Annotated in this window: 20 protein-coding genes and 1 pseudogene; 13 read left to right on the top strand and 8 right to left on the bottom strand. The window is 66.1% G+C overall.

What is annotated here, in order from left to right:
• Nucleotides 1–9: 9 nt before the first annotated feature.
• Nucleotides 10–996, bottom strand: a complete 987-nt coding sequence (locus tag ACF8ME_RS28705; protein WP_012204349.1) for a malate dehydrogenase — start codon at nt 994–996, stop codon at nt 10–12.
• 218 nt (nt 997–1214) lie between these two features.
• Here ACF8ME_RS28705 and ACF8ME_RS28700 point away from each other — a divergent pair, with 218 nt between their 5' ends.
• From ACF8ME_RS28700 to ACF8ME_RS28655, 10 genes are all read left to right on the top strand, one after another.
• Complete coding sequence (locus tag ACF8ME_RS28700) at nt 1215–2003, top strand: GntR family transcriptional regulator (RefSeq protein WP_392419257.1); 789 nt, start codon at nt 1215–1217, stop codon at nt 2001–2003.
• A gap of 134 nt (nt 2004–2137) precedes the next feature.
• Nucleotides 2138–2560, top strand: a complete 423-nt coding sequence (gene sdhC / locus ACF8ME_RS28695) for a succinate dehydrogenase, cytochrome b556 subunit (RefSeq protein WP_016450200.1) — start codon at nt 2138–2140, stop codon at nt 2558–2560.
• A 35-nt stretch (nt 2561–2595) separates the two neighbouring features.
• Nucleotides 2596–2961 carry a succinate dehydrogenase, hydrophobic membrane anchor protein gene (gene sdhD / locus ACF8ME_RS28690; RefSeq protein ID WP_012204346.1) on the top strand — a complete coding sequence of 122 codons (366 nt, stop codon included), beginning with the start codon at nt 2596–2598 and terminating at the stop codon, nt 2959–2961.
• Nucleotides 2962–2994: 33 nt separating this feature from the next.
• Nucleotides 2995–4800 (top strand): succinate dehydrogenase flavoprotein subunit, encoded by a 1806-nt coding sequence (gene sdhA / locus ACF8ME_RS28685; protein WP_016450199.1) that lies wholly within the window; start codon nt 2995–2997, stop codon nt 4798–4800.
• 27 nt (nt 4801–4827) lie between these two features.
• A complete protein-coding gene (locus tag ACF8ME_RS28680) occupies nt 4828–5532 on the top strand; it encodes a succinate dehydrogenase iron-sulfur subunit (protein ID WP_012204344.1) in 705 nt (234 codons plus the stop codon).
• Nucleotides 5532–5831, top strand: a complete 300-nt coding sequence (locus ACF8ME_RS28675; protein ID WP_012204343.1) for a succinate dehydrogenase assembly factor 2 — start codon at nt 5532–5534, stop codon at nt 5829–5831. Before ACF8ME_RS28680 ends, ACF8ME_RS28675 begins: the two co-directional genes overlap by 1 nt.
• Before the next feature lie 25 nt (nt 5832–5856).
• Nucleotides 5857–7167, top strand: coding sequence for a citrate synthase (locus ACF8ME_RS28670; RefSeq protein WP_016450198.1), 1311 nt, complete (start codon nt 5857–5859; stop codon nt 7165–7167).
• A gap of 240 nt (nt 7168–7407) precedes the next feature.
• On the top strand, nt 7408–8061 hold the full coding sequence (locus ACF8ME_RS28665) for an N-acetylmuramoyl-L-alanine amidase (RefSeq protein ID WP_392419256.1): 654 nt from the start codon (nt 7408–7410) through the stop codon (nt 8059–8061).
• Nucleotides 8058–8567, top strand: coding sequence for a hypothetical protein (locus ACF8ME_RS28660; protein WP_016450196.1), 510 nt, complete (start codon nt 8058–8060; stop codon nt 8565–8567). Before ACF8ME_RS28665 ends, ACF8ME_RS28660 begins: the two co-directional genes overlap by 4 nt.
• Nucleotides 8568–8821: 254 nt before the next feature.
• Complete coding sequence (locus ACF8ME_RS28655) at nt 8822–10135, top strand: DEAD/DEAH box helicase (protein ID WP_392419255.1); 1314 nt, start codon at nt 8822–8824, stop codon at nt 10133–10135.
• 19 nt (nt 10136–10154) lie between these two features.
• Here the strand turns inward: ACF8ME_RS28655 and ACF8ME_RS28650 are convergent, their stop codons facing one another.
• Nucleotides 10155–11192, bottom strand: a complete 1038-nt coding sequence (locus tag ACF8ME_RS28650; RefSeq protein WP_016450194.1) for a GlxA family transcriptional regulator — start codon at nt 11190–11192, stop codon at nt 10155–10157.
• 238 nt (nt 11193–11430) lie between these two features.
• Here ACF8ME_RS28650 and ACF8ME_RS28645 point away from each other — a divergent pair, with 238 nt between their 5' ends.
• A complete protein-coding gene (locus ACF8ME_RS28645) occupies nt 11431–12540 on the top strand; it encodes an S-(hydroxymethyl)glutathione dehydrogenase/class III alcohol dehydrogenase (RefSeq protein ID WP_012204334.1) in 1110 nt (369 codons plus the stop codon).
• A gap of 248 nt (nt 12541–12788) precedes the next feature.
• Nucleotides 12789–13661 carry an S-formylglutathione hydrolase gene (gene fghA, locus ACF8ME_RS28640; RefSeq protein WP_046240405.1) on the top strand — a complete coding sequence of 291 codons (873 nt, stop codon included), beginning with the start codon at nt 12789–12791 and terminating at the stop codon, nt 13659–13661.
• Nucleotides 13662–13805: 144 nt separating this feature from the next.
• Here fghA and phnX read toward each other — a convergent pair whose 3' ends face one another.
• From phnX to phnD, 5 genes are read right to left on the bottom strand one after another with little or no spacing between them, the layout of a single operon-like run.
• Nucleotides 13806–14654: a phosphonoacetaldehyde hydrolase gene (gene phnX, locus ACF8ME_RS28635; protein ID WP_392419254.1), complete on the bottom strand. Its 849-nt coding sequence runs from the start codon at nt 14652–14654 to the stop codon at nt 13806–13808.
• Between the two features lie 54 nt (nt 14655–14708).
• On the bottom strand, nt 14709–15797 hold the full coding sequence (psrA, locus tag ACF8ME_RS28630; protein WP_046240397.1) for an iron-containing alcohol dehydrogenase PsrA: 1089 nt from the start codon (nt 15795–15797) through the stop codon (nt 14709–14711).
• 47 nt (nt 15798–15844) lie between these two features.
• Nucleotides 15845–16690 (bottom strand): phosphonate ABC transporter, permease protein PhnE, encoded by an 846-nt coding sequence (gene phnE / locus ACF8ME_RS28625; protein ID WP_016450190.1) that lies wholly within the window; start codon nt 16688–16690, stop codon nt 15845–15847.
• Complete coding sequence (gene phnC / locus ACF8ME_RS28620; RefSeq protein ID WP_392419253.1) at nt 16690–17568, bottom strand: phosphonate ABC transporter ATP-binding protein; 879 nt, start codon at nt 17566–17568, stop codon at nt 16690–16692. Before phnC ends, phnE begins: the two co-directional genes overlap by 1 nt.
• A complete protein-coding gene (phnD, locus tag ACF8ME_RS28615) occupies nt 17565–18443 on the bottom strand; it encodes a phosphonate ABC transporter substrate-binding protein (protein WP_043792232.1) in 879 nt (292 codons plus the stop codon). The genes phnC and phnD overlap by 4 nt, the downstream gene beginning before the upstream one ends.
• Before the next feature lie 181 nt (nt 18444–18624).
• Between phnD and ACF8ME_RS28610 the strand changes: the two genes are divergently transcribed.
• The gene (locus tag ACF8ME_RS28610) at nt 18625–19476 is read left to right on the top strand and encodes a LysR substrate-binding domain-containing protein (protein WP_016450187.1); all 852 of its coding nucleotides are present in this window, start codon (nt 18625–18627) and stop codon (nt 19474–19476) included.
• A gap of 16 nt (nt 19477–19492) precedes the next feature.
• Here ACF8ME_RS28610 and ACF8ME_RS28605 read toward each other — a convergent pair.
• A pseudogene (locus ACF8ME_RS28605) lies at nt 19493–20350 on the bottom strand (radical SAM protein); the annotation flags it as partial.
• Nucleotides 20351–20480 lie beyond the last annotated feature (130 nt).

Raw genomic sequence — 20480 nt, 5'->3', positions numbered from 1 at the left:
GCCGGCGGCTTACAGCAGGTGCTTGACGCCGTCCTGTTCGCCTTGCAGCTCGGCCAGGGTCTTGTCGATGCACTCTTGCGAGAAGGCGTCGATTTCCAGGCCTTCGACGATCTTGTACTCGCCGTTCTCGGTGGTGACCGGGAAGCCGAAGACGATGCCGGCGGGGATGCCATATTCGCCGTTGGAGGGCACGCCCATGGTGACCCATTCGCCACCCGAGCCCAGGGCCCAGTCGCGCATGTGGTCGATGGCAGCGTTGGCAGCCGAGGCAGCCGAGGACAGGCCGCGCGCTGCAATGATGGCGGCGCCACGCTTGCCGACGGTGGGCAGGAACACGTCCTTGTTCCAGGCCTGGTCGTTGATCTTGGCCTTGACGCTTTCACCGTTGACGGTGGCGAAGCGGTAGTCGGCGTACATCGTGGGCGAGTGGTTGCCCCAGACGGTCAGCTTGCGGATGTCGCCGACCTTGAAACCGGCCTTGGCAGCCAGCTGCGATGCAGCGCGGTTGTGGTCCAGGCGCAGCATGGCGGTGAAGTTCTTGGCCGGCAGGTCCGGAGCCGACTTCATGGCGATGTAGGCGTTGGTGTTGGCGGGGTTGCCGACGACCAGCACCTTCACGTTGCGCGAGGCCACGGCGTTCAGCGCCTTGCCCTGGGCCGTGAAGATCTGTGCGTTGGCAGCCAGCAGGTCGGCACGTTCCATGCCGGGGCCGCGGGGACGCGCGCCGACCAGCAGGGCGTAGTCGGTGTCCTTGAAGGCTTGCAGGGGGTCGGAGTGGGCTTCGATGCCGGCCAGCAGGGGGAAGGCGCAGTCTTCGAGTTCCATGATCACGCCCTTGAGCGCGTTCTGGGCTTTCTCGTCGGGAATCTCCAGCAGTTGCAGAATGACGGGCTGGTCCTTACCCAGCATTTCGCCGGAGGCGATGCGAAACAGCAGGGCGTAACCAATTTGACCGGCGGCACCGGTGACGGCGACACGAACGGGCTTCTTGCTCATGATGAAACTCCAGGGATGGGGAAAAAATCAGGTGTTATCGGCGCCAGGTCGCACCAGCGTCAGAAACCAGCAGCCCGTGCTCCGCAAACAACGCGAAAGTGTACTCCCGATTTCGGAGCCCGGTCAATTTGTCTTATGTCTTATATAAGATATGATCGACGTCTGTTTCCAAGTCTTTCATCTGCGTCGCCGGGAGCCTCCCCACCCCGAACTTTCCCATGCCAGCCCTGCCTCCCCTCGCCTCAGACAACGCCGCTCCCACCATCGGCGCGGGCGCATCGACCCCGGCCTTCAGCCCGCTGTACCAGCAGATCAAGGGACTGATACTGCAAAGCCTTGAAGCAGGCGAATGGCGGCCCGGCGAGCTGATCCCCAGCGAGATGGAGCTGGCGGCGCGCTTTCGCGTGAGCCAGGGCACGGTGCGCAAGGCCATCGACGAGCTGGCCGCGGAAAACCTGGTGATGCGCCGCCAGGGCAAGGGCACCTTCGTGGCCACCCACGCGGCCCAGCATGTGCAGTACCGCTTCCTCAAGCTGCAGCCCGACGCCGGCGACCAGCAGGGCGAGGGCCGTGCCGAGCGCCGCATCATCGACTGCCGGCGCCTGCGCGCATCGGCCGACGTGGCGCGCGGCCTGGCGCTGCGCAGCGGCGATGCCGTGATGCACGTGCGCCGCGTGCTGTCGTTCTCCGCAATCCCGACCATTTTGGAAGACATCTGGCTGCCGGGCCACGCCTTCAAGGGCCTGACCGCCGAGCAGATGTCCGCCTACCAGGGCCCCACCTACGCCATGTTCGAGCTGGACTACGGCGTGCGCATGGTGCGCGCCGACGAAAAGATCCGCGCCGTCCTGCCCGAGGCCGAACAGGCCCTGCTGCTGGACGTGCCCAGCACCACGCCCCTGCTGAGCGTGGAGCGCACCGCTTACACATACAACGATGTTCCCATGGAGTTACGCCGTGGCCTGTACCGCACCGACACCCATCACTACCGCAACGCGTTGAGCTGAACGATCCGTTCCCCAGAGAAGCGGGCGAAAATACGCAATTCCCAGCAAAGCTGTTTTTATTGCATTGCAATAGAATTTTGCATCGCCGCCCCTGAGCGATTACGAAGCAGTTACATCCACGAAAGTACCCTGCCATGACTGAGCAAGCCAAAAAGCGGCCAGAGTTCCGCAACATCAACTTCTTCAAGGACCTCCCCACCTACCGGTTGCCGCCGGCCGGCATCGTGTCCATCCTGCACCGCATCAGCGGCCTGCTGATGTTCATCCTGCTGCCTTTCATCCTGTGGATGATGGACATGTCGCTGACCTCGGAGATCTCCTTCGACGGCTTCACCTCGGTTTTCGCGGGTCCCTTCGGATGGTTCCTCAAGCTCGTGTGCCTGGCATTGATCTGGGCCTACCTGCACCACTTCTGCGCCGGCCTGCGCCACCTGTTCATGGACGTGAACCACCATGCGGTCAACAAGCAGTTCGGCAAGACCTCCGCCCTGGTGGTGCTGGTGCTGAGCGTGGGCCTGACCCTGATCCTGGGCGCCAAGCTGTTCGGCCTGTACTGATAGACGATCTCCCCTCACGATAAGGAAAAAGAACCATGTCCGTGAATTACGGCTCCAAGCGCACCGTGGTCGGTGCGCACTACGGCATCCGCGACTGGATGGTGCAGCGCGTCACCGGCGTGCTGATGGCACTGTTCACCATCGTGCTGCTGGCCAAGCTGATCTTCAGCACCGGCTCCGTCGGCTATGACCTGTGGGCCGGCATCTTTGCCCCGCAGTGGATGAAGTTCCTGACCTTCGCCGTGATCGTCTCGCTGGCCTGGCACGTCTGGGTCGGCGTGCGCGACATCTGGATGGACTACGTCAAGCCCGTGGGCCTGCGCCTGGTGCTGAACGTTTTCACCCTGGTCTGGCTGGTCGGCTGCGCCGGCTGGGGCATCCAGATCCTGTGGCGTATCTGATAGAGACTCGGTCTCCACGATTGAAGGTTAAGAATGAGCTACTCCAAAGCAAACATCACCAAGCGCAAGTTTGACGTCGTCATCGTCGGCGCTGGCGGCTCCGGCCTGCGTGCCGCGCTGGAACTGTCGCGCGCCGGCCTGTCCGTGGCCTCGCTGTCCAAGGTCTTCCCCACGCGCTCGCACACCGTGGCCGCGCAAGGCGGCGTGTCCGCTTCGCTGGGCAACATGAGCGAGGACAACTGGCACTACCACTTCTACGACACCATCAAAGGCTCCGACTGGCTCGGCGACCAGGATGCGATCGAGTTCATGTGTCGCGAAGCGCCCAACGTCGTGATCGAGCTGGAACACTTCGGCATGCCGTTCGACCGCAACCCCGACGGCACCATCTACCAGCGCCCCTTCGGCGGCCACACGGCCAACTACGGTGAAAAGCCCGTGCAGCGCGCCTGCGCCGCGGCCGACCGTACCGGCCACGCCATGCTGCACACGCTGTACCAGCAGAACGTCAAGTCCAAGACCAACTTCTTCGTGGAGTGGATGGCGCTGGACCTGATCCGCAACACCCAGGGCGACGTGGTCGGCGTGACCGCCATCGAACTGGAAACCGGCGACCTGTACGAGCTGCACGCCAAGGCCGTGCTGCTGGCCACGGGTGGCGCTGGCCGCATCTTCCAGGCATCGACCAATGCCTTCATCAACACCGGCGACGGCCTGGGCATGGCTGCACGCGCAGGCATCCCGCTGCAGGACATGGAGTTCTGGCAGTTCCACCCCACCGGCGTGGCCGGCGCGGGCGTGCTGCTGACCGAAGGCTGCCGTGGCGAAGGCGCCATCCTGCTCAACAGCGAAGGCGAACGCTTCATGGAGCGCTACGCTCCCACGCTGAAGGATCTGGCACCGCGTGACTTCGTGTCCCGCTCCATGGACCAGGAAATCAAGGAAGGCCGTGGCTGTGGTCCCAACAAGGACTACATCCTGATGAAGCTGGACCACCTGGGCGCCGACACCATCCGCAAGCGCCTGCCTTCGGTGGAAGAGATCGGCCACAACTTCGCCAACGTGGACATCACCAAGGAACCGATTCCCGTGGTGCCCACCATCCACTACCAGATGGGCGGCATTCCCACCAACATCAACGGCCAGGTCGTGGTGTGGGACGGTCAGCAGAACAACGTGGTCAATGGCCTGTATGCCGTGGGCGAATGCTCGTGCGTGTCGGTGCACGGCGCCAACCGCCTGGGCACGAACTCGCTGCTGGACCTGCTGGTCTTCGGCAAGTCGGCCGGCAAGCACATCGTGCAGTTCGTCAACGGCTTCGGCGACCACAAGCCCGTGCCGGCCGATGGCTCCGAGCGCACGCTCACGCGCCTGAACCAGCTCGACGACTCCAAGGAAGGCACCTACGCCCAGGACCTGGCTGGCGACATCCGCGCCACCATGCAGCAGCATGCCGGCGTGTTCCGCACGCAAAAGAGCATGGACGAAGGCGAAGTCAAGATCAACGCCATCCGCGAACGCGTGGGCTCCGTGACTCTCAAGGACAAGTCCAAGGTCTGGAACACCGCCCGCATGGAAGCGCTGGAAGTGGACAACCTGATCGAAGTGGCCCAGGCCACCATGATCTCGGCCGCTGCCCGCCACGAATGCCGCGGCGCCCACACCGTGTACGACTACGAGCATCCTGCCGACCACGCCGAGTTCCCGCTGGGCCGCAATGACAAGGAATGGCTCAAGCACACCCTGTGGTACAGCGCCACCAACAGCCTGGACTACAAGCCCGTGAACCTGAAGCCCCTCACGGTGGACAGCGTGCCGCCCAAGGTCCGCACGTTCTAATCCAGCAGCCCACGAGAGAACAGACAAATGAAGCGCACTTTCAAGATCTACCGCTACGACCCGGACAAGGATGCCAAGCCCTACATGCAGACCGTCGAGGTCGAGCTGGACGGCCACGAGCGCATGCTGCTGGACGCCCTGGTCAAGCTCAAGGAGATGGACCCCTCCATCTCGTTCCGCCGCTCCTGCCGCGAAGGCGTGTGCGGCTCGGACGCGATGAACATCAATGGCAAGAACGGCCTGGCCTGCCTGACGAACATGAAGACCCTGCAGGGCGACATCGTTCTCAAGCCCCTGCCCGGCCTGCCCGTGATCCGCGACCTGATCGTGGACATGACGCAGTTCTTCAAGCAGTACCACTCGATCAAGCCGTACCTGCAGAACGACAGCTTCGCGTCTCCCACCAAGGAACGCCTGCAGTCGCCTGAAGAGCGCGAAGAGCTCAACGGCCTGTACGAGTGCATTCTGTGCGCCAGCTGCTCCACCAGCTGCCCCAGCTTCTGGTGGAACCCCGACAAGTTCGTGGGCCCGGCCGGCCTGCTGCAGGCCTACCGCTTCATCGCGGACAGCCGCGACGAGGCCACGGGTGACCGCCTTGACAATCTGGAAGATCCGTACCGCCTCTTCCGTTGCCACACCATCATGAACTGCGTGGACGTGTGCCCCAAGCACCTGAACCCCACGCAGGCCATTGGCAAGATCAAGGAACTGATGGTCCGCCGGGCCATCTGATGACCATGACGAATACTCTGCTCGACGAACGCGAGCGAGACCTGCTGCGCTGGCGCTGCCGGCGCGGCCTGGTCGAGAACGACCTGTTCATCGCGCAGTTCTTCGCCACCTACGGAGACCAGCTCACGCGGAGACACGCGAGCGGTCTGTCTGCCTTGATGGACCTGGCAGACAACGACCTGATGGACCTCTTCTTGCGCCGCAAGGAGCCTGAAGGTGAACTCGATACCCAAGAAATCAGGGAAGTTCTGGAACTGGTGCGCAAGCGCAAGCCCGGTTCTCTCCCGCTAGTAGGCTAGGCAATCTAGAGAAGGAAGTTTGGAAATGAAACTCGCAGACAACAAAGCAACGCTGTCTTTCAGCAACGGCGCCCCCAGCGTCGAGCTGCCCGTCTACCAGGGCAACGTCGGTCCCGACGTGGTGGACATCCGCAAGCTGTACGCGCAGACCGGCATGTTCACCTATGACCCGGGCTTCCTCTCTACCGCCTCGTGCCAGTCCGCCATCACCTACATCGATGGCGACAAGGGCGAGCTGCTGTACCGCGGCTACCCCATCGAGCAGCTGGCCAAGAACTGCGACTACCTCGAGACCTGCTACCTGCTGCTGTACGGCGAGCTGCCCAACGAGTCGCAGAAGGCCGACTTCGTCGAGCGCGTGACCAAGCACACCATGGTCAACGAGCAGATGCAGTTCTTCCTGCGTGGTTTCCGCCGTGACGCCCACCCCATGGCCGTCCTGACGGGTCTGGTCGGCGGCATGTCGGCCTTCTACCACGACAACATGGACATCAACAACGCCGAGCACCGCGACATCGCCGCGATCCGCCTGATCGCCAAGATGCCCACGCTGGTCTCCATGGCCTACAAGTACGGCATCGGTGCGCCGTACATGTACCCCAAGAACGACCTGAGCTACGCCGGCAACTTCATGCGCATGATGTTCGGCAACCCCTGCGAGGAGTTCAAGGTGAACCCCGTGGTCGAGCGCGCGCTGGACCGCATCTTCATCCTGCACGCAGACCACGAGCAAAACGCCTCCACCTCCACCGTGCGTCTGTGCGGCTCGTCGGGCACCAACCCCTTCGCCGCCATCTCGGCCGGCGTGGCCTGCCTGTGGGGCCCTGCCCACGGCGGCGCCAACGAAGCCTGCCTGAACATGCTGGAATACCTGCAGGCCAACGGCGGCGTTGCCAAGGTCGGCGAGTTCATGGAACAGGTCAAGGACAAGAACAGCGGCGTCAAGCTGATGGGCTTCGGCCACCGTGTCTACAAGAACTACGACCCCCGCGCCAAGCTCATGCAGGAAACCTGCAATGAAGTGCTGGCCGAACTGGGCCTGGAAAAGGACCCCCTGTTCGCCCTGGCCAAGGAAGTCGAGAAGATCGCCCTGGAAGACGACTACTTCGTGCAGCGCAAGCTCTACCCGAACGTGGACTTCTACTCCGGCATCGTGCAGCGCGCCATCGGCGTGCCCGTGAACCTGTTCACCGGCATCTTCGCCCTGGCCCGCACCGTGGGCTGGATCGCCCAGCTCAACGAGCAGATGGCCGACCCCGAGTACAAGATCGGCCGTCCCCGCCAGCTGTTCACGGGCTCCGTGTCCCGCGACGTCAAGCCGATCGGCCAGCGCTGATCGCAGGTCCGGACCTCAGCGGCCCGGCACCCAAAAGCCCCATGCCTTTGCATGGGGCTTTTTTCATGGGCGAGTCCACCGTTCCAGAAGGCCACGCCACTCCTAGGAACACCATTCTGGCTATCGTGGCATGAACCTCGATTGATCACATCTACCCTAAGGTGACCGTTGACCCTCCCTGAAACGGGATGGAGGCGCAGCGCAATGCCCGCTGCCGTTCAACGCAACCCCGGGACTCACATGCTTGTCGAAATCACCAAGGACGGAATGCTCATCCATGCGCGCGTCAGGAACGCGCGCAGCCCCGCCATCGAGAGAGGAAAGCGGACCGCCGCCATCACCGGCATCGTCGTGCACCAGACCGATGCCAACACGGCCCAGTCTTCGCTGAACAGCTACAAAAACCCGAAGGCCAATGCGGCACACTTTCTCATCGACAAGGACGGAACCATCTACCAGACTGCGGCCATCTACCAGCGCACCAACCATGTGGGGCCGCTGAAGGCAAGATGCCTGCTTGTGGGGAAATGCAAGGCCAGGGACTATGAAGGAGCAGACGTAAAGGGAATGCACCGCATCGAGATGATGAAAGCCCCTGGCGATCGCTATCCGAGCAACATGGAAGCCATAGGCATCGAGATGGTTGGCAGGGCTGTGCTGCCGAAAGGGTTCAAGCCCCCTCAGCGACGAAAGGAACTGAGTCCGGAAGGGATTCGGGGAGAATTTGGCGTCTACCCCACACCGACTGAGGCACAAAACCGTGCTCTGACATGGCTGGTTGAAGCACTGCAAGATTCCATGCAACTATCGCCCAGTGAAGTCTTCAAGCACCCTGAAGTAAGCCGGAAGAACCTGTCCGAGGCAGAAGGCGCAAACTGGGAAATGGCACCATGAGCTTCATTTTCTTTCGCACTGTGACTGTGATTTCGGCAATGGCCATGGCATCGATGCTCCATGCGGCCGATGCCAGATACCCAGTCAGGCAAGTACAGAAAATCGACATCATCGAGCCCTCAGGCGGCTCTTCTTGGGAAGACAAGAACTGGCTTGATTGCAACGATGTGATATTGACCGAAGAGGATGTGCGATATGCGCTGCAGCACATGCGCAAAATTTCAGAGAAGCACTACTTCGGTGAATATATGGAAAGAACAGGGTGTTCAGGAGGAGCGTCCGTCAAGTTCAAGAGCGGAAAAATCATCGTCATGGGAATCGAACCCACAGGACGTATTAATCTTTTCGAGGCCAACAAAAAGCTGGACCCTATTGGAGTACCCGGAAGCTTCTACGACTGCCAACCCTGCAACAAACGCAAGATGGACCTGCTGCAGGACGCCCTGGACCGCGCAACCGAACGACGGCTCAAGGAGCTGAAGAGGCAGGGACGACTTCCTCCATGAGCCGCCTCCATTCGATCTTCTGGGCACTCATTTCGGCGATGCCCGATCCCTGGACAGGCATGCGCCACCGGCCCGGCTGCAACGGCTGGCGGCCTGGTGAACAGCCTGCTGGTCGGCAGCGCCACCTGGCCTGAGCGCCCGGGCCAAGCCCCCTGCTTCACGCAGCGGCACGGTTTCGCCGACAATGCCCCCCCGGCCCTCGTGGCCGGGCCTTTCTTGCGCCGGGGTTCCGGCCCCAGCCATTCCTGCACACCATGAACTTTGCCTCCCTCGGCCTGAGCCCGGCGCTGGTCTCCAGCCTCCAAGACCTGGGCCTGGTCGATCCCACGCCCATACAGACCCAGTCCATCGCCCCCGTGCTTGCGGGCCGCGACCTCTGGGCCTGTGCGCCCACGGGCTCGGGCAAGACGGCCGCCTACCTGCTGCCGCTGCTGCAGCGCTGGATGGATGGCGGCAAGGCCCAGGGTGCCCAGGGCGGCTTTGTGCGCACCCTGACCACGCTGATCGTGGTGCCCACGCGCGAGCTGGCCCAGCAGGTGGGCGAGACGCTGTCCGACCTGGGCCGCGCGCTCAGGCAGCCGCCGCGCATCGGCGTGGTCTATGGCGGCGTGTCCATCAATCCGCAGATGATGATGCTGCGCGGCAGTGCCGACTTCCTGGTGGCCACGCCCGGCCGCCTGCTGGACCTGGTGGAGCACAACGCCGTGCGCCTGTCCGCCGTGCGCCATCTGGTGCTGGACGAGGCCGACCGCCTGCTGGACCTGGGCTTCCAGGAAGAGCTGCAGCGCGTGCTGGCCCTGCTGCCGAAGCAGCGCCAGACCCTGCTGTTCTCGGCCACCTATCCCGATGCCGTGCAATCGCTGGCCACAGGCCTGCTGCACGATCCCGTTCAGGCCCGCGTCGATGCCGCCGAAGGCCAGGATGCCGCCAGCCCCCAGAGCATTGCCCAGCGCGCCATTGCCGTGGACCGTGCGCGCCGCACCCAGCTGCTGCGCACACTGGTACAGGGGGAGACGGCGCCCGGCACCGACCCCGCCACGCTGGAGCGCGCCTTGGTCTTCGTGGCCACGCGCCACACGGCCGAACTGGTGGCGGAAAAGCTCTACAAGGCCGGCATCTTCGCCACGGCATTCCATGGCGACCTGAGCCAGGGCGCACGCAAGGAAGCGCTGGCCGACTTCAAGGCCAGGCGCTGGCAGGTGATGATCACCACCGACCTGGCGGCGCGCGGCATCGACATCACCCAGCTGCCCCTGGTCGTCAACTACGACCTGCCGCGCTCGGCCACCGACTATGTGCACCGCATCGGCCGCACGGGCCGGGCGGGCGAGGATGGCACGGCCATCAGCTTTGTCACGCCGGCCGACCAGGCGCACTGGGCGCTGATCTGCAAGCGCAACCAGCTGGACCTTGAACTGGAGCAGTTGCCGGGCTTCGAGCCCACCGAGCCCGTGCCGCCGCCCCCGGTGGCCCAGGACGGCAACGGCGGCATCAAGGGCCGCCGCCCCAGCAAGAAGGACAAGCTGCGCGCAGCGCAGGCTACCGAGGCAGCAGCCAAAAGAGGCTGAGCTCTCCAGGCCGATCCGCTCAGCCCGCGCCGCCGCGCCCGCCAAAGCGATCCCGGTACGCCACGGGCGTGATGCCCAGGTGGCGCACGAACAGGTGGCGCAGCGCCTGCTCCGAGCCCAGGCCCACGCGCGCGGCCACGGTCTTGAGCGGCAGATGGGCCTGGCTTTCCAGCAGTTGCTTGGCCGCCTCCAGCCGCGCGCTCTCCACAAAGGCCGTGGGGCTTTGCCCGGTTTCCTGCTGGAACACGCGGCGCAGGTGCCGCTCGCTCATGTGCGCCTGCTCGGCCATCTGCGCAAGGGTCAGGGGCTCGGCCAGATGGGCCATCACCCACTGCTGCACGGCCTGCACGCCGCCGTGCTGCGCGGCCTGGGCCGCCAGCGGCACGCTGAACTGCGACTGGCCACCGGGACGCTTGAGGTACATGACCAGGTCGCGCGCCACCTCCAGCGCCAGCGCGTGGCCGAAATCCTCTTCGACCACGGCCAGGGCCAGGTCGATGCCGGCCGTCACGCCGGCCGAGGTCCACAGCTGGCGGCTGCCTTCGCCATCGCGGATCTCCTCGCGCAGGTAGATGGCATCGGCATCGACCTGCACGCGCGGATGGCGCTGGGCCAGTTGCGCCGTCACGCTCCAGTGCGTGGCCGCGCGCCGGCCGTCCAGCAAGCCCGCCTCGGCCAGGAAGAAGCTGCCCGAGCACAGCGCAATCAGCCGCTGCACGCGTGGCGCCACGCGGCCCAGCCAGGCGACCAGCTCGGCCGAGCCGCCCAGCACCTGCTCGATATGGCGCGAGCCCACGACGACCACGGTGCAGCCCATGCCTGCAGCCTCCAGCCCGGCCAGCGTGTGGGTGGCCTCCAGCGACATCAGCGTGTCCGAGCGCACGGGCCCTTGCCGCTGCGAGACCACGCGCACCTCGTAGCCGTCGCTCTGGCCGCGCGCGCGCAGGTGCACGTTGGCATAGTCGAACACCGACATGGGTCCTATGGCCTCCAGCGCCTTGAAGCCGGGGTAGACGACAAGATCGATGCGGTGGGCGCTGGCGTGGCGGTGGTCCATGGGAAACGGCGGGCTCGGAGGCGGTCAGGGTGGAAAGAATGGGGCGGACTATACGAAAAGACGCAAGCACCCACGGCCTGCAGGCCCGGCCGACGCCGGCCACACCCCTCAGATTCGGACATATCACCTGAGGCTGCGGCCATGATGCGGCCGGTCCGCGCGGCCATGGCCTACATTCAAGGCTTCGCGGAGCGCGCGCACTGCCGCTCCTGAGCCACCCCGACAGAAAGACACGCCCATGAAATCCAAAGCCGCCGTCGCCTTCAAGGCTGGAGAACCCCTGCAGATCGTCGAGATCGACGTGGCCCCCCCGAAGAAGGGCGAGGTCCTGATCAAGATCACCCACACCGGCGTCTGCCACACCGACGCGTTCACGCTGTCGGGCGACGACCCGGAAGGCATCTTCCCCGCCGTGCTCGGCCATGAAGGCGCGGGCATCGTCGTCGAGGTCGGCGAAGGCGTGACCAGCGTCAAGCCCGGCGACCACGTGATCCCGCTGTACACGGCCGAATGCGGCGAATGCCTGTTCTGCAAGAGCGGCAAGACCAACCTGTGCGTTTCCGTGCGCGCCACCCAGGGCAAGGGCGTGATGCCAGACGGCACCACGCGCTTTTCGTACAACGGCGAGCCCATCTACCACTACATGGGCTGCTCCACCTTCAGCGAGTACACCGTGGTCGCCGAAGTCTCGCTGGCCAAGATCCACCCCGATGCCAACCCCGAGCAGGTCTGCCTGCTGGGCTGCGGCGTGACCACGGGCCTGGGTGCCGTCAAGAACACCGCCAAGGTCCAGGAAGGCGACACCGTGGCCGTGTTCGGCCTGGGCGGCATCGGCCTGGCCGTGATCCAGGGCGCCAAGCTGGCCAAGGCCGGCCGCATCATCGCCGTGGACACCAACCCCTCCAAGTTCGACCTGGCCCGCACCTTCGGCGCCACCGACTGCGTGAATCCCAAGGATTTCGACAAGCCCATCCAGCAGGTCATCGTCGAGATGACGGGCTGGGGCGTGGACCACAGCTTCGAATGCATCGGCAACGTCAACGTGATGCGTGCCGCCCTGGAATGCGCGCACCGCGGCTGGGGCCAGTCGGTCATCATCGGCGTGGCCGGCGCGGGCCAGGAAATCTCCACACGCCCCTTCCAGCTGGTGACGGGCCGCAAGTGGCTGGGCACGGCCTTCGGCGGCGTCAAGGGCCGCAGCGAGCTGCCCGGCATGGTCGAGCAGGCCATGAGCGGCGAGATCCAGCTGGCCCCCTTCGTCACGCACACCATGGGCCTGCCGGAGATCAACGAGGCTTTTGACCTGATGCACGAAGGCAAGTCCATCCGCTCCGTCGTCGTGTACTGAAGCTCCCCCTGAGGCGCTGCGCGCCCTCCCCCGTTGCACGGCGCCTCTCTACTCGCTACGCGAGGGAGGGGGACGACGCCCTCGGCTGGGCGCCCCCGCCGCGAGGCGGCTCTTGCTCGGCGCCTCTCGCCTGGGCAGCGCCAGTTTCATGGGCCGTTGACCGTGTATAGCGTATCAACTCCCATCTTTGAATGCTGCATGCACCGCTTGCCAAGGTGCCCGTAGCATTTTTCTTTTTGAGGAACACCATGTCCGCACTGCCGCCCCTGGAACTCAAGAACGCCCATGCCTGCTTCGGCGGCGCACAGCGTTTCTACGAGCATTTCTCCGCCGAGATCGGCCTGAACATGAAGTTCTCGGTCTTCCTGCCGCCCAAGGCCGTGGCCGGCGAGAAGGTGCCCGCCGTGCTCTACCTGGCCGGGCTGACCTGCACCGAAGAGACCTTCATGACCAAGGCCGGCGCCCAGCGCCTGGCCGCCGAGCTGGGCATCGCCCTGATCGCGCCCGACACCAGCCCGCGCGGCGCAGGCCTGCCCGGCGAGGCCGATGCCTGGGACTTCGGCGTGGGCGCGGGCTTCTACCTGGACGCCACCACCAGGCCCTGGGCACTGCACTGGCGCATGGAAAGCTATCTGCTGGGCGAGCTGCTGCCGCTGATCGCCGCACGCCTGCCCATCGACGCGCAGCGGCTGGGCATCTTCGGCCACTCCATGGGCGGCCACGGCGCGCTCACGCTGGCGCTGCGCCATCCGGGCCGCTTCAAGAGCCTGTCGGCCTTCGCGCCCATCGCCAACCCCGTCAACTGCCCCTGGGGCCAGAAGGCCTTCTCAGGCTATCTGGGCGATGACCGCAAGGCCTGGGAAGCGCATGACGCCAGCTGCCTGATGGCCGCCCAGACTCAGGCGCCCTACCCGGCCGGCATCCTCGTGGACCAGGGCCTGGCCGACAAGTTCCTGATCGAAAAGCAGCTGCTGCCCGAAGCCTTCGAGGCCGCCTGCGCCCAGGCCGGCCAGCCGCTGACGCTGCGCCGCCACGGCGGCTACGACCACGGCTACTACTTCATCCAGAGCTTCATTGATGACCATCTGCGCCATCATGCAGAGCAGTTGAGTACCCCCTGAGGCGCTTCGCGCCTTCCCCCTCTCTCGCTTCGCGGGAGGGGGACGACGCCATCGCCGCGAGGCGGCTCTTGCTCGGCGTCCCTGTTTTTTTGGCCGCGCCAGTTTCAAAGGGTGATGAGCCCAACAGGTGCAGGGCAGCTTGCCTCAACCTGGCCTATGGCCAGCGCGCATGTCCTGCGCAATACGCTCCAGCACCTGGGGCAGGTCCTTGACGCTGGCGATCACGTGGTGGGCGCCGGCTGCGCGCAGCTTGGCTTCGGCGCGGGCCACGCGCTCGCGCACTTCTTCGGCGGGGGCGGCGGCCAGTTCGGCGGGGGAGTAGCCGACTTCGTTGCCGGACAGGGTCAGACCCACGGTCCACATGCCGGCGTTGCGGCCTTCCTCGATGCCGGGCACGGTGTCGTCCACCTTCACGCAGGCACGCACGTCGCCGATGCCCAGCGCCAGCACATTGGCCAGCGCCATGAAGGGGCCGGGGCGGCCGCCTGCGGCCATTTCATCGCCGGCCACCACATGGTCGGGAGCCAAGCCATTGGCGGCGGCCTGCGGCAGCAATTGATTCAAGACTTCACGCGGATAGCCCGAGCACGAGCCCACCTTCAGGCCCTGCGCGCGCAGCCAGCCCAGCAGCTCGGGGGCGCCTTCGATCGGCGCCGAGAACTCACCGACCTTGGCGATCTGCATGGGCATGAAGCGGGCGTAGATGGCGTCCACGTCGGCGTCGCCAGGCTGCTGGCCGAAGGCCTTGTGCCATTGCGCGCGGATGCCTTCGTCCTGCAGCAACTCGTGGATGTGCTGCCACTTGGACAGGCCCATGGGGCCGCGCGCCTGGGCCAGGGTGATGGTAATACCGAAGCTGGCAAAAGCCTCGACAAAGATCTGCGTGGGTGCCAGCGAGCCGAAATCGACCAGGGTGCCGGCCCAGTCGAAGATGACGGCCTGCAGCGGCGACAGATCGGCGGCGGCGGCGGTGGAGGCGGTGGTGTGGTTCATGGTGCTTTTTGACTAGGAAAGAGGTTCAAACAGAAGAGGGCCGCACGCGCCTGTTCATTCCAGCGTGCGGATGAAATTACGCCCGCGCGGGCCGGATGCGGCCGACTGCAGCAGCTGCTGCCACTCATCCCCAGGCACGCCGTAGTGGGCGGGATCGGTGGCCACGCCCAGGCCTTCGAGGAAGTTGCGCAGGCGCTGCACGGCCAGCTCGCCCGTGGCGGCATCGAAGATGGACAGCAGGGCCGCATCGGCCTCATCGTCAGCGCCCAGGGCCATCTCCAGCACCAGCGGCAGGCTGAACGAGCAGGCAATGCCGTGGGCCACGCCATGGCGCAGCGTGATGTCGTAGGACAGCGAATGCGCCAGCGCCGTGCGGGTGTTGGAGAAGGCCAGGCCGGCCATCAGGGCGGCCTCGGCCATGCGGCTTCGCAGCGGCAGGCTGCCCAGGTCCTGCATCAGCGCGGGCAGCGTGGCCAGGGTGCGGCGCGCGGCGCCCACGGCCAAGGTGGTGGAGACGGGATTGCGGTGCCGGTTCCAGATGGACTCCAGCGCATGCGACAGCGCATCCAGCCCCGAGGCCAGCGTGGCGCCGGCCGGCAGGCTTTGCATGAGCTGCGCGTCGATGATGGCGGCCTCGGGCCAGGTCCAGTGCTGGTGCAGCGAGTGCTTGCGGCCAGCGGCCTGGTCCCAGATCGTGGCCCAGGGCGTGACCTCGCTGCCCGTGCCGGCCGTGGTGGGAATGGCGATCAGCGCCTTGTGGCCTGCGGCCGGCAGGGCCAGCCCCTGCTCCAGGGCCTGCAGCAGTTCGCCGAAACGCCGCGTGGGCGTGGCGCACATCAGCGCCTTGGCCGAGTCGATGGCGCTGCCGCCGCCCAGGGCCACGATGCACGGGACCTCGGCGTATTCGCGGTGCACGCGGTCATACAGCGGGGCCAGCCACTGCACATCGGGATTGGGCGCAATGCCGTCCACCACGCCGCGCAGCTGGCTGCCCAGCCGTTGGCGCAGCTGCTGCACCAGGCCCAGGGATTCGGCCTCGGGAAACGTCACCAGCAGGCAGTCGCGCCCGGCCAGCAGCTCGGGCAGGCGGTCCAGGCGGCCGGGGCCGGCATGGATGGCAACGGGGTTGTGATAGGTCCACACAAATCGGTCCTTTGAATGAAACGGGGGCGCCGGGAAAAGCGCAGCCCTCAATGGCGGGTGCCCTGCTGGATGCGGCGGCGCAGCCAGTGGGAGACGAGATCGGCGGCGATCACCATCACGGTGATGACCACGATGCAGGTGGCCGTCTCCTGGTAGCGGAACAGCTTGAGGCTGCCGACCAGCTCGAACCCCAGCCCGCCCGCGCCCACCATGCCCAGCACCGTGGCCGAGCGCAGGTTGACCTCGAAGCGGTAGAGCACGACCGCGATCCAGGCCGTGATGGCCTGCGGTATCACGCCGAAGACGATGAGCTGCAATTGCGTGGCGCCTGCGCTGCGCAGGGCCTGCAGCGGGCCGTCGTCGATCTCTTCGATGCTCTCGGCGAAGAACTTGCCCAGCATGCCCATGCCATGCAGGGCCAGGGCCAGCACGCCGGGAAACGGCCCCAGGCCCACGGCCGAGACAAAGACCAGCGCCAGGATCAGCTCGTTGATGCTGCGCACCACGTTCAGGAACTGACGCGTGATGCGCCGCAGCCAGTGCCAGCCATGCAGGTTGCTGGCCGCGATGAAGGACAGCGGCAGCGCCAGCACCACGGACAGCAGCGTGCCCCAGATGGCGATCTGCACCGTCTCCAGCGCGGGCGCCATCAGGCGCGGCAGCATGCTCCAGTCCGGCGGCACGGAGCGCGCCACGAAATCCGCGATCTGGGGCATGCCTGCCGCCAGTTCGCCCCAGCTCATCTGCGCGCCGCCCGCGCTCCAGTGCAGCACCCAGGCGATGGCCAGGGCCGCAGCCGCATAGCCTGTCCAGCCCAGGGTGCCGTGGGGGCGCGGCGCGGTCCATTGCCAGCGGTCGCGCGGCTCGGGGCTCCAGGAATTGGCGCTGGTCATCACAGTCCTCCTGCGGGCGCGCTGGCCCGCATCCACGAGGCAGGCACCGGTGCCTGCGCATGCAGGCCGGCAGGCCCTATGACCGCCGTGCCCGGTGGTGTGTCCGGTTCTGCGCCCTGCCCTGATCCTTGCCCTGCAGTGGGCTGCGCATGGTAGATGGCCTGCAGCGCGGCCTCGTCCAGCGCCTGCGGCGATCCGTCATAGACCATGCGGCCCTGGGCCAGGCCCAGCACGCGGTCGCCGAACTCCCGCGCGTAGTCCACCTGGTGCAGGTTGCAGACCACGGCAATGCCCAGCTCGCGCGTGGCATCACGCAGGTACTGCAGCACGCTGCGCGCGGTCTTGGGGTCCAGGCTGGCCACGGGCTCGTCGGCCAGGATGACCTGGGGCTGCTGGGCCAGCGCGCGGGCAATGCCCACGCGCTGCATCTGCCCGCCCGACAGCGCCTCGGTGCGCTCCAGCGCCTTGTGGGCCAGGCCCACGCGCTCCAGGCACTGGTCGGCCAGGCGGATATCGCTTTCGCGGAACAGCTGCAGCACCGAGGCCAGGGTGCCGGTCTGGCCCAGGCGCCCGGTCAGCACGTTCTTGCGCACCGACAGGCGCGGCACCAGGTTGTGGTGCTGGAAGACCATGGCCACGTGGCGAGCCAGCTCGCGCCGGCTGTGCCTGCCGCCGCCCAGCATCAGGTCCATGCCGCCCACCTCCAGCGTGCCGCTGTCGGCGCGGGCCAGGCCGTTCATGCAGCGCAGCAGCGTGGACTTGCCGGCCCCCGACAGGCCCAGCATGACGACGAACTCGCCGGGCTGCACATCCAGGTCGATGCCATGCAGCACATGGTTGCTGCCATAGCTCTTGCGCAATTGGCGGATGCGGATCATTTCATGCTCCCGAGGTCCAGCTTCAGGGCCTTGGCCGTCTGGCGCACCACGTCGTAGGCCTTGTCATCCGTGGCCGCGAAGCCGTCGAGCACGCCCTGGTCACCCCAGGGCAGGTCCTTGACCTCGGCCAGGGCCGCAGCCACCTTCTGCTTGGTGCCTGCGTCCAGGTTCTTGCGCCAGGTCATGGGCGACTCGGGGATGGGCTGGGAGCGCCAGACGATCTGGAAGTCCTCGCGCTTGACCAGGCCCTTGTTCACGGCGGAGTCGAAGATGCGGTCGGCCACGGCCGCCGCATCCACCTTGCCGTTGGCCACGGCCATGATGCTGGCGTCGTGCGAGCCCGAGAAGATCACGCGCGAAAAGCCCTTGTCCGCATCGAAGCCCTCGGCCATCAACCCCGCCTTGGGAAACAGGTGGCCCGACGCCGAGGTCGGGTCCACAAAGGCAAAGCTGCGGCCCTTGAGATCGGCCACGCTGGCCGGGCCCTTGTCCTTGCGGGAGATCACCATGCTGTGGTAAGCGCTCTTGCCCGTCTTCTTGGTCACGGCCACGGCAAAGGCCTCGGCGCCTGCCACCTGGTTGGCCAGCACGTACGAGAACGGGCCGAGGAAGGCGATGTCGATCTTGTTGGAGCGCAGCGCCTCGATCACGCCGTTGTAGTCATTGGCCACGAAGGGCCGCACCTTCATGCCGGTGCGGGTGGCCAGCTGGTCCATGACCTGCTGGCTGGCGCGGATCATGGCCTGCGCGTCCTCCGAGGGGATCAGGCCCACGCGCAGCTCGGCGCTCTGGGCAAAGGCGGCAGTGGTAGCGGTGGAGGCCAGGGCCAGCACGGCGCCGGCATGGCGCAGCCAGGTCTTGCGGTTCATCTTCATGGGAGCGTTCCTTTGCATCAGGTCAGGCACATCGGCGGATCGGTGGATCCGTGAATCGCCGGTCAAATCGCCAGGCGGGTGGGTATGGCTGAATGCTAGGAGCGACATATTTCTGCCATGTGAAAGTTTCAGAATCGGTTTTGACAGCATCCATAGACAAAACCTTGAGATACCGACTTTCGTGAGCAACGCCCGCTACCGCGCCTTCATCGCCGTCGCCCACCACGGCAGCCTCAGCGCCGCCGCCCGCGCACTGGGCGTGAGCCAGCCCACCATCTCCACCCAGATCGCCACGCTGGAGCGCCAAAGCCAGATCGAGCTGTTCCACCGCCGCGGCTACCGCATGACGCTCACGGGCGCAGGCGCCAGACTGCTGCCCATGGCGCAGAAAATCATGGCGCTGGAGGCCGAGGCCGAATTCTTCCTGCGCGACTCGGGGCAGCTGCACCAGGGCGAGCTCAAGATCGGCGCCGTGGGGCCCTTCCATGTGATCGAGATGGTGGCCGCCTACCGCGCACGGCACCCGGGCATGCAGCTGTCCATCCGCATGGGCAACTCGCAGCAGGTGCTGGCCGACCTGGAACGCTACGACACCGACGTGGCCGTGCTCGCCGGCCTCTACGACCGCCCGGAGCTGCTGGCGCGCGAGTACGCGCGCCACGCCATCATCCTGTTCGCCCATGTCGCCCATCCCTTCGCGCGGCGCAGCGAAATCGCGCTGTCCGAACTGCAGGGCCAGCCTCTGCTGCTGCGCGAGCACGGCTCGACCACGCGCACCGCGCTGGAATCGGTGCTGCAGGCCGCCGGCGTGCAGCCGCGCACCGAACTGGAGATCGGCAGCCGCGAAGCCATACGCGAAGCCGTGGCGCGCGGCCTGGGACTGGGCGCCGTGTCCGAAGCCGAATTCATCCCCGACCCGCGCTTTCGCCCGCTGCGCATCGCGGGCGACCCGGCCAGCACCACCACCTATGTCTATTGCATGCGCGAGCGCAGCGACAGCCTGCTGGTGAGGTCGTTTCTGGAGGCGGTTTGAGCCTGCCGGTCCGCTCTCAGAACAGACTGCGCTGCGGCAGCAGCAGCGACGGGTGGTAGAGGCTGCAATCGAGCCGCAGCGGCTCGCGGTTGAATCCATACCGACGGCAGGCCAGGGCGAAGCGCTGGCGCAGCAGCTCGGCCCAGTGGCCCGTGCCCTTCATGCGCTGGCCGAACTCGGCGTTGTACACGCGGCCGGCCTCGCGCTGCTCGCCCTGGATGCCGTGCAGGTCGCGCACGCGCTCCATCACGCGGCGGGCGCGGTCGGGGTAGTGCACCTGCAGCCATTGTTCGAACAGCGGCGCCACTTCCCAGGGCAGGCGCAGCACGGCATAGAAGGCGTGGCGCGCGCCTGCGTCGGCGGCCGCCTCCAGCACCTTCTCCAGGTCTTCGTTGATGAAGGGAATCTGCGGTGCCAGGCTCACGCCCACGGGCACGCCCGCCTCGGTCAGCGCGCGGATGCTGCGCAGCCGGCGGTACGGCGCGGCGGCGCGCGGCTCCAGGTGGCGGGCCAGGTCGGCATCCAGCGTGGTCAGCGTGATGTGCACCGAGGCCAGGCCCTGGCGCGCCAGCGGGGCCAGCAGGTCCAGGTCACGCTCCACCCCGCTGCCCTTGGTGACGATGGAAAACGGGTGACGCGCCTCGGCCAGCACTTCGATCAGGCGGCGCGTCAGCCCCAGCTCGCGCTCCACGGGCTGGTAGCAGTCGGTGACCGAGCCCAGCATCACGGGCGCGGCCACATGGCTGGCGCGCGACAGCTCGGCGCGCAGCAGCTCGGGCAGGTTCTGCTTGGCGATGAGCCGGGTCTCGAAGTCCAGCCCCGGCGACCAGCCCAGGTAGCTGTGCGTGGGCCGGGCATAGCAATAGATGCAGCCGAAGCTTATCTGCTAATTTCCTTCTGGACAGCCATGCGTGGAATAGGAAAAAGGCCTAGACAATCTGGGGTGGCAGAGGGAGATTTTTAGACAGTAATCTAGGCATTTTCACGAAAACTAGACGCATCGC

Source organism: Delftia sp. WSY_7 (assembly GCF_043104845.1).
Classification (GTDB): domain Bacteria; phylum Pseudomonadota; class Gammaproteobacteria; order Burkholderiales; family Burkholderiaceae_C; genus Comamonas; species Comamonas tsuruhatensis.
This window is presented reverse-complemented; position numbering and strand designations above follow the sequence as displayed.

Excerpts from the sequence above, each read along its gene's own strand:
- ACF8ME_RS28645 (WP_012204334.1), top strand. The coding sequence starts at position 11,431 with ATGAAATCCAAAGCCGCCGTCGCCTTCAAGGCTGGAGAACCCCTGCAG.
- sdhC (WP_016450200.1), top strand. The coding sequence starts at position 2,138 with ATGACTGAGCAAGCCAAAAAGCGGCCAGAGTTCCGCAACATCAACTTC.
- ACF8ME_RS28650 (WP_016450194.1), bottom strand. The coding sequence starts at position 11,192 with ATGGACCACCGCCACGCCAGCGCCCACCGCATCGATCTTGTCGTCTAC.
- ACF8ME_RS28675 (WP_012204343.1), top strand. The coding sequence starts at position 5,532 with ATGACCATGACGAATACTCTGCTCGACGAACGCGAGCGAGACCTGCTG.
- ACF8ME_RS28700 (WP_392419257.1), top strand. The coding sequence starts at position 1,215 with ATGCCAGCCCTGCCTCCCCTCGCCTCAGACAACGCCGCTCCCACCATC.
- ACF8ME_RS28705 (WP_012204349.1), bottom strand. The coding sequence starts at position 996 with ATGAGCAAGAAGCCCGTTCGTGTCGCCGTCACCGGTGCCGCCGGTCAA.
- phnC (WP_392419253.1), bottom strand. The coding sequence starts at position 17,568 with ATGATCCGCATCCGCCAATTGCGCAAGAGCTATGGCAGCAACCATGTG.
- ACF8ME_RS28655 (WP_392419255.1), top strand. The coding sequence starts at position 8,822 with ATGAACTTTGCCTCCCTCGGCCTGAGCCCGGCGCTGGTCTCCAGCCTC.
- phnE (WP_016450190.1), bottom strand. The coding sequence starts at position 16,690 with ATGACCAGCGCCAATTCCTGGAGCCCCGAGCCGCGCGACCGCTGGCAA.
- ACF8ME_RS28660 (WP_016450196.1), top strand. The coding sequence starts at position 8,058 with ATGAGCTTCATTTTCTTTCGCACTGTGACTGTGATTTCGGCAATGGCC.
- sdhA (WP_016450199.1), top strand. The coding sequence starts at position 2,995 with ATGAGCTACTCCAAAGCAAACATCACCAAGCGCAAGTTTGACGTCGTC.
- sdhD (WP_012204346.1), top strand. The coding sequence starts at position 2,596 with ATGTCCGTGAATTACGGCTCCAAGCGCACCGTGGTCGGTGCGCACTAC.
- ACF8ME_RS28680 (WP_012204344.1), top strand. The coding sequence starts at position 4,828 with ATGAAGCGCACTTTCAAGATCTACCGCTACGACCCGGACAAGGATGCC.
- ACF8ME_RS28665 (WP_392419256.1), top strand. The coding sequence starts at position 7,408 with ATGCTTGTCGAAATCACCAAGGACGGAATGCTCATCCATGCGCGCGTC.
- ACF8ME_RS28670 (WP_016450198.1), top strand. The coding sequence starts at position 5,857 with ATGAAACTCGCAGACAACAAAGCAACGCTGTCTTTCAGCAACGGCGCC.
- phnD (WP_043792232.1), bottom strand. The coding sequence starts at position 18,443 with ATGAAGATGAACCGCAAGACCTGGCTGCGCCATGCCGGCGCCGTGCTG.
- phnX (WP_392419254.1), bottom strand. The coding sequence starts at position 14,654 with ATGAACCACACCACCGCCTCCACCGCCGCCGCCGCCGATCTGTCGCCG.
- fghA (WP_046240405.1), top strand. The coding sequence starts at position 12,789 with ATGTCCGCACTGCCGCCCCTGGAACTCAAGAACGCCCATGCCTGCTTC.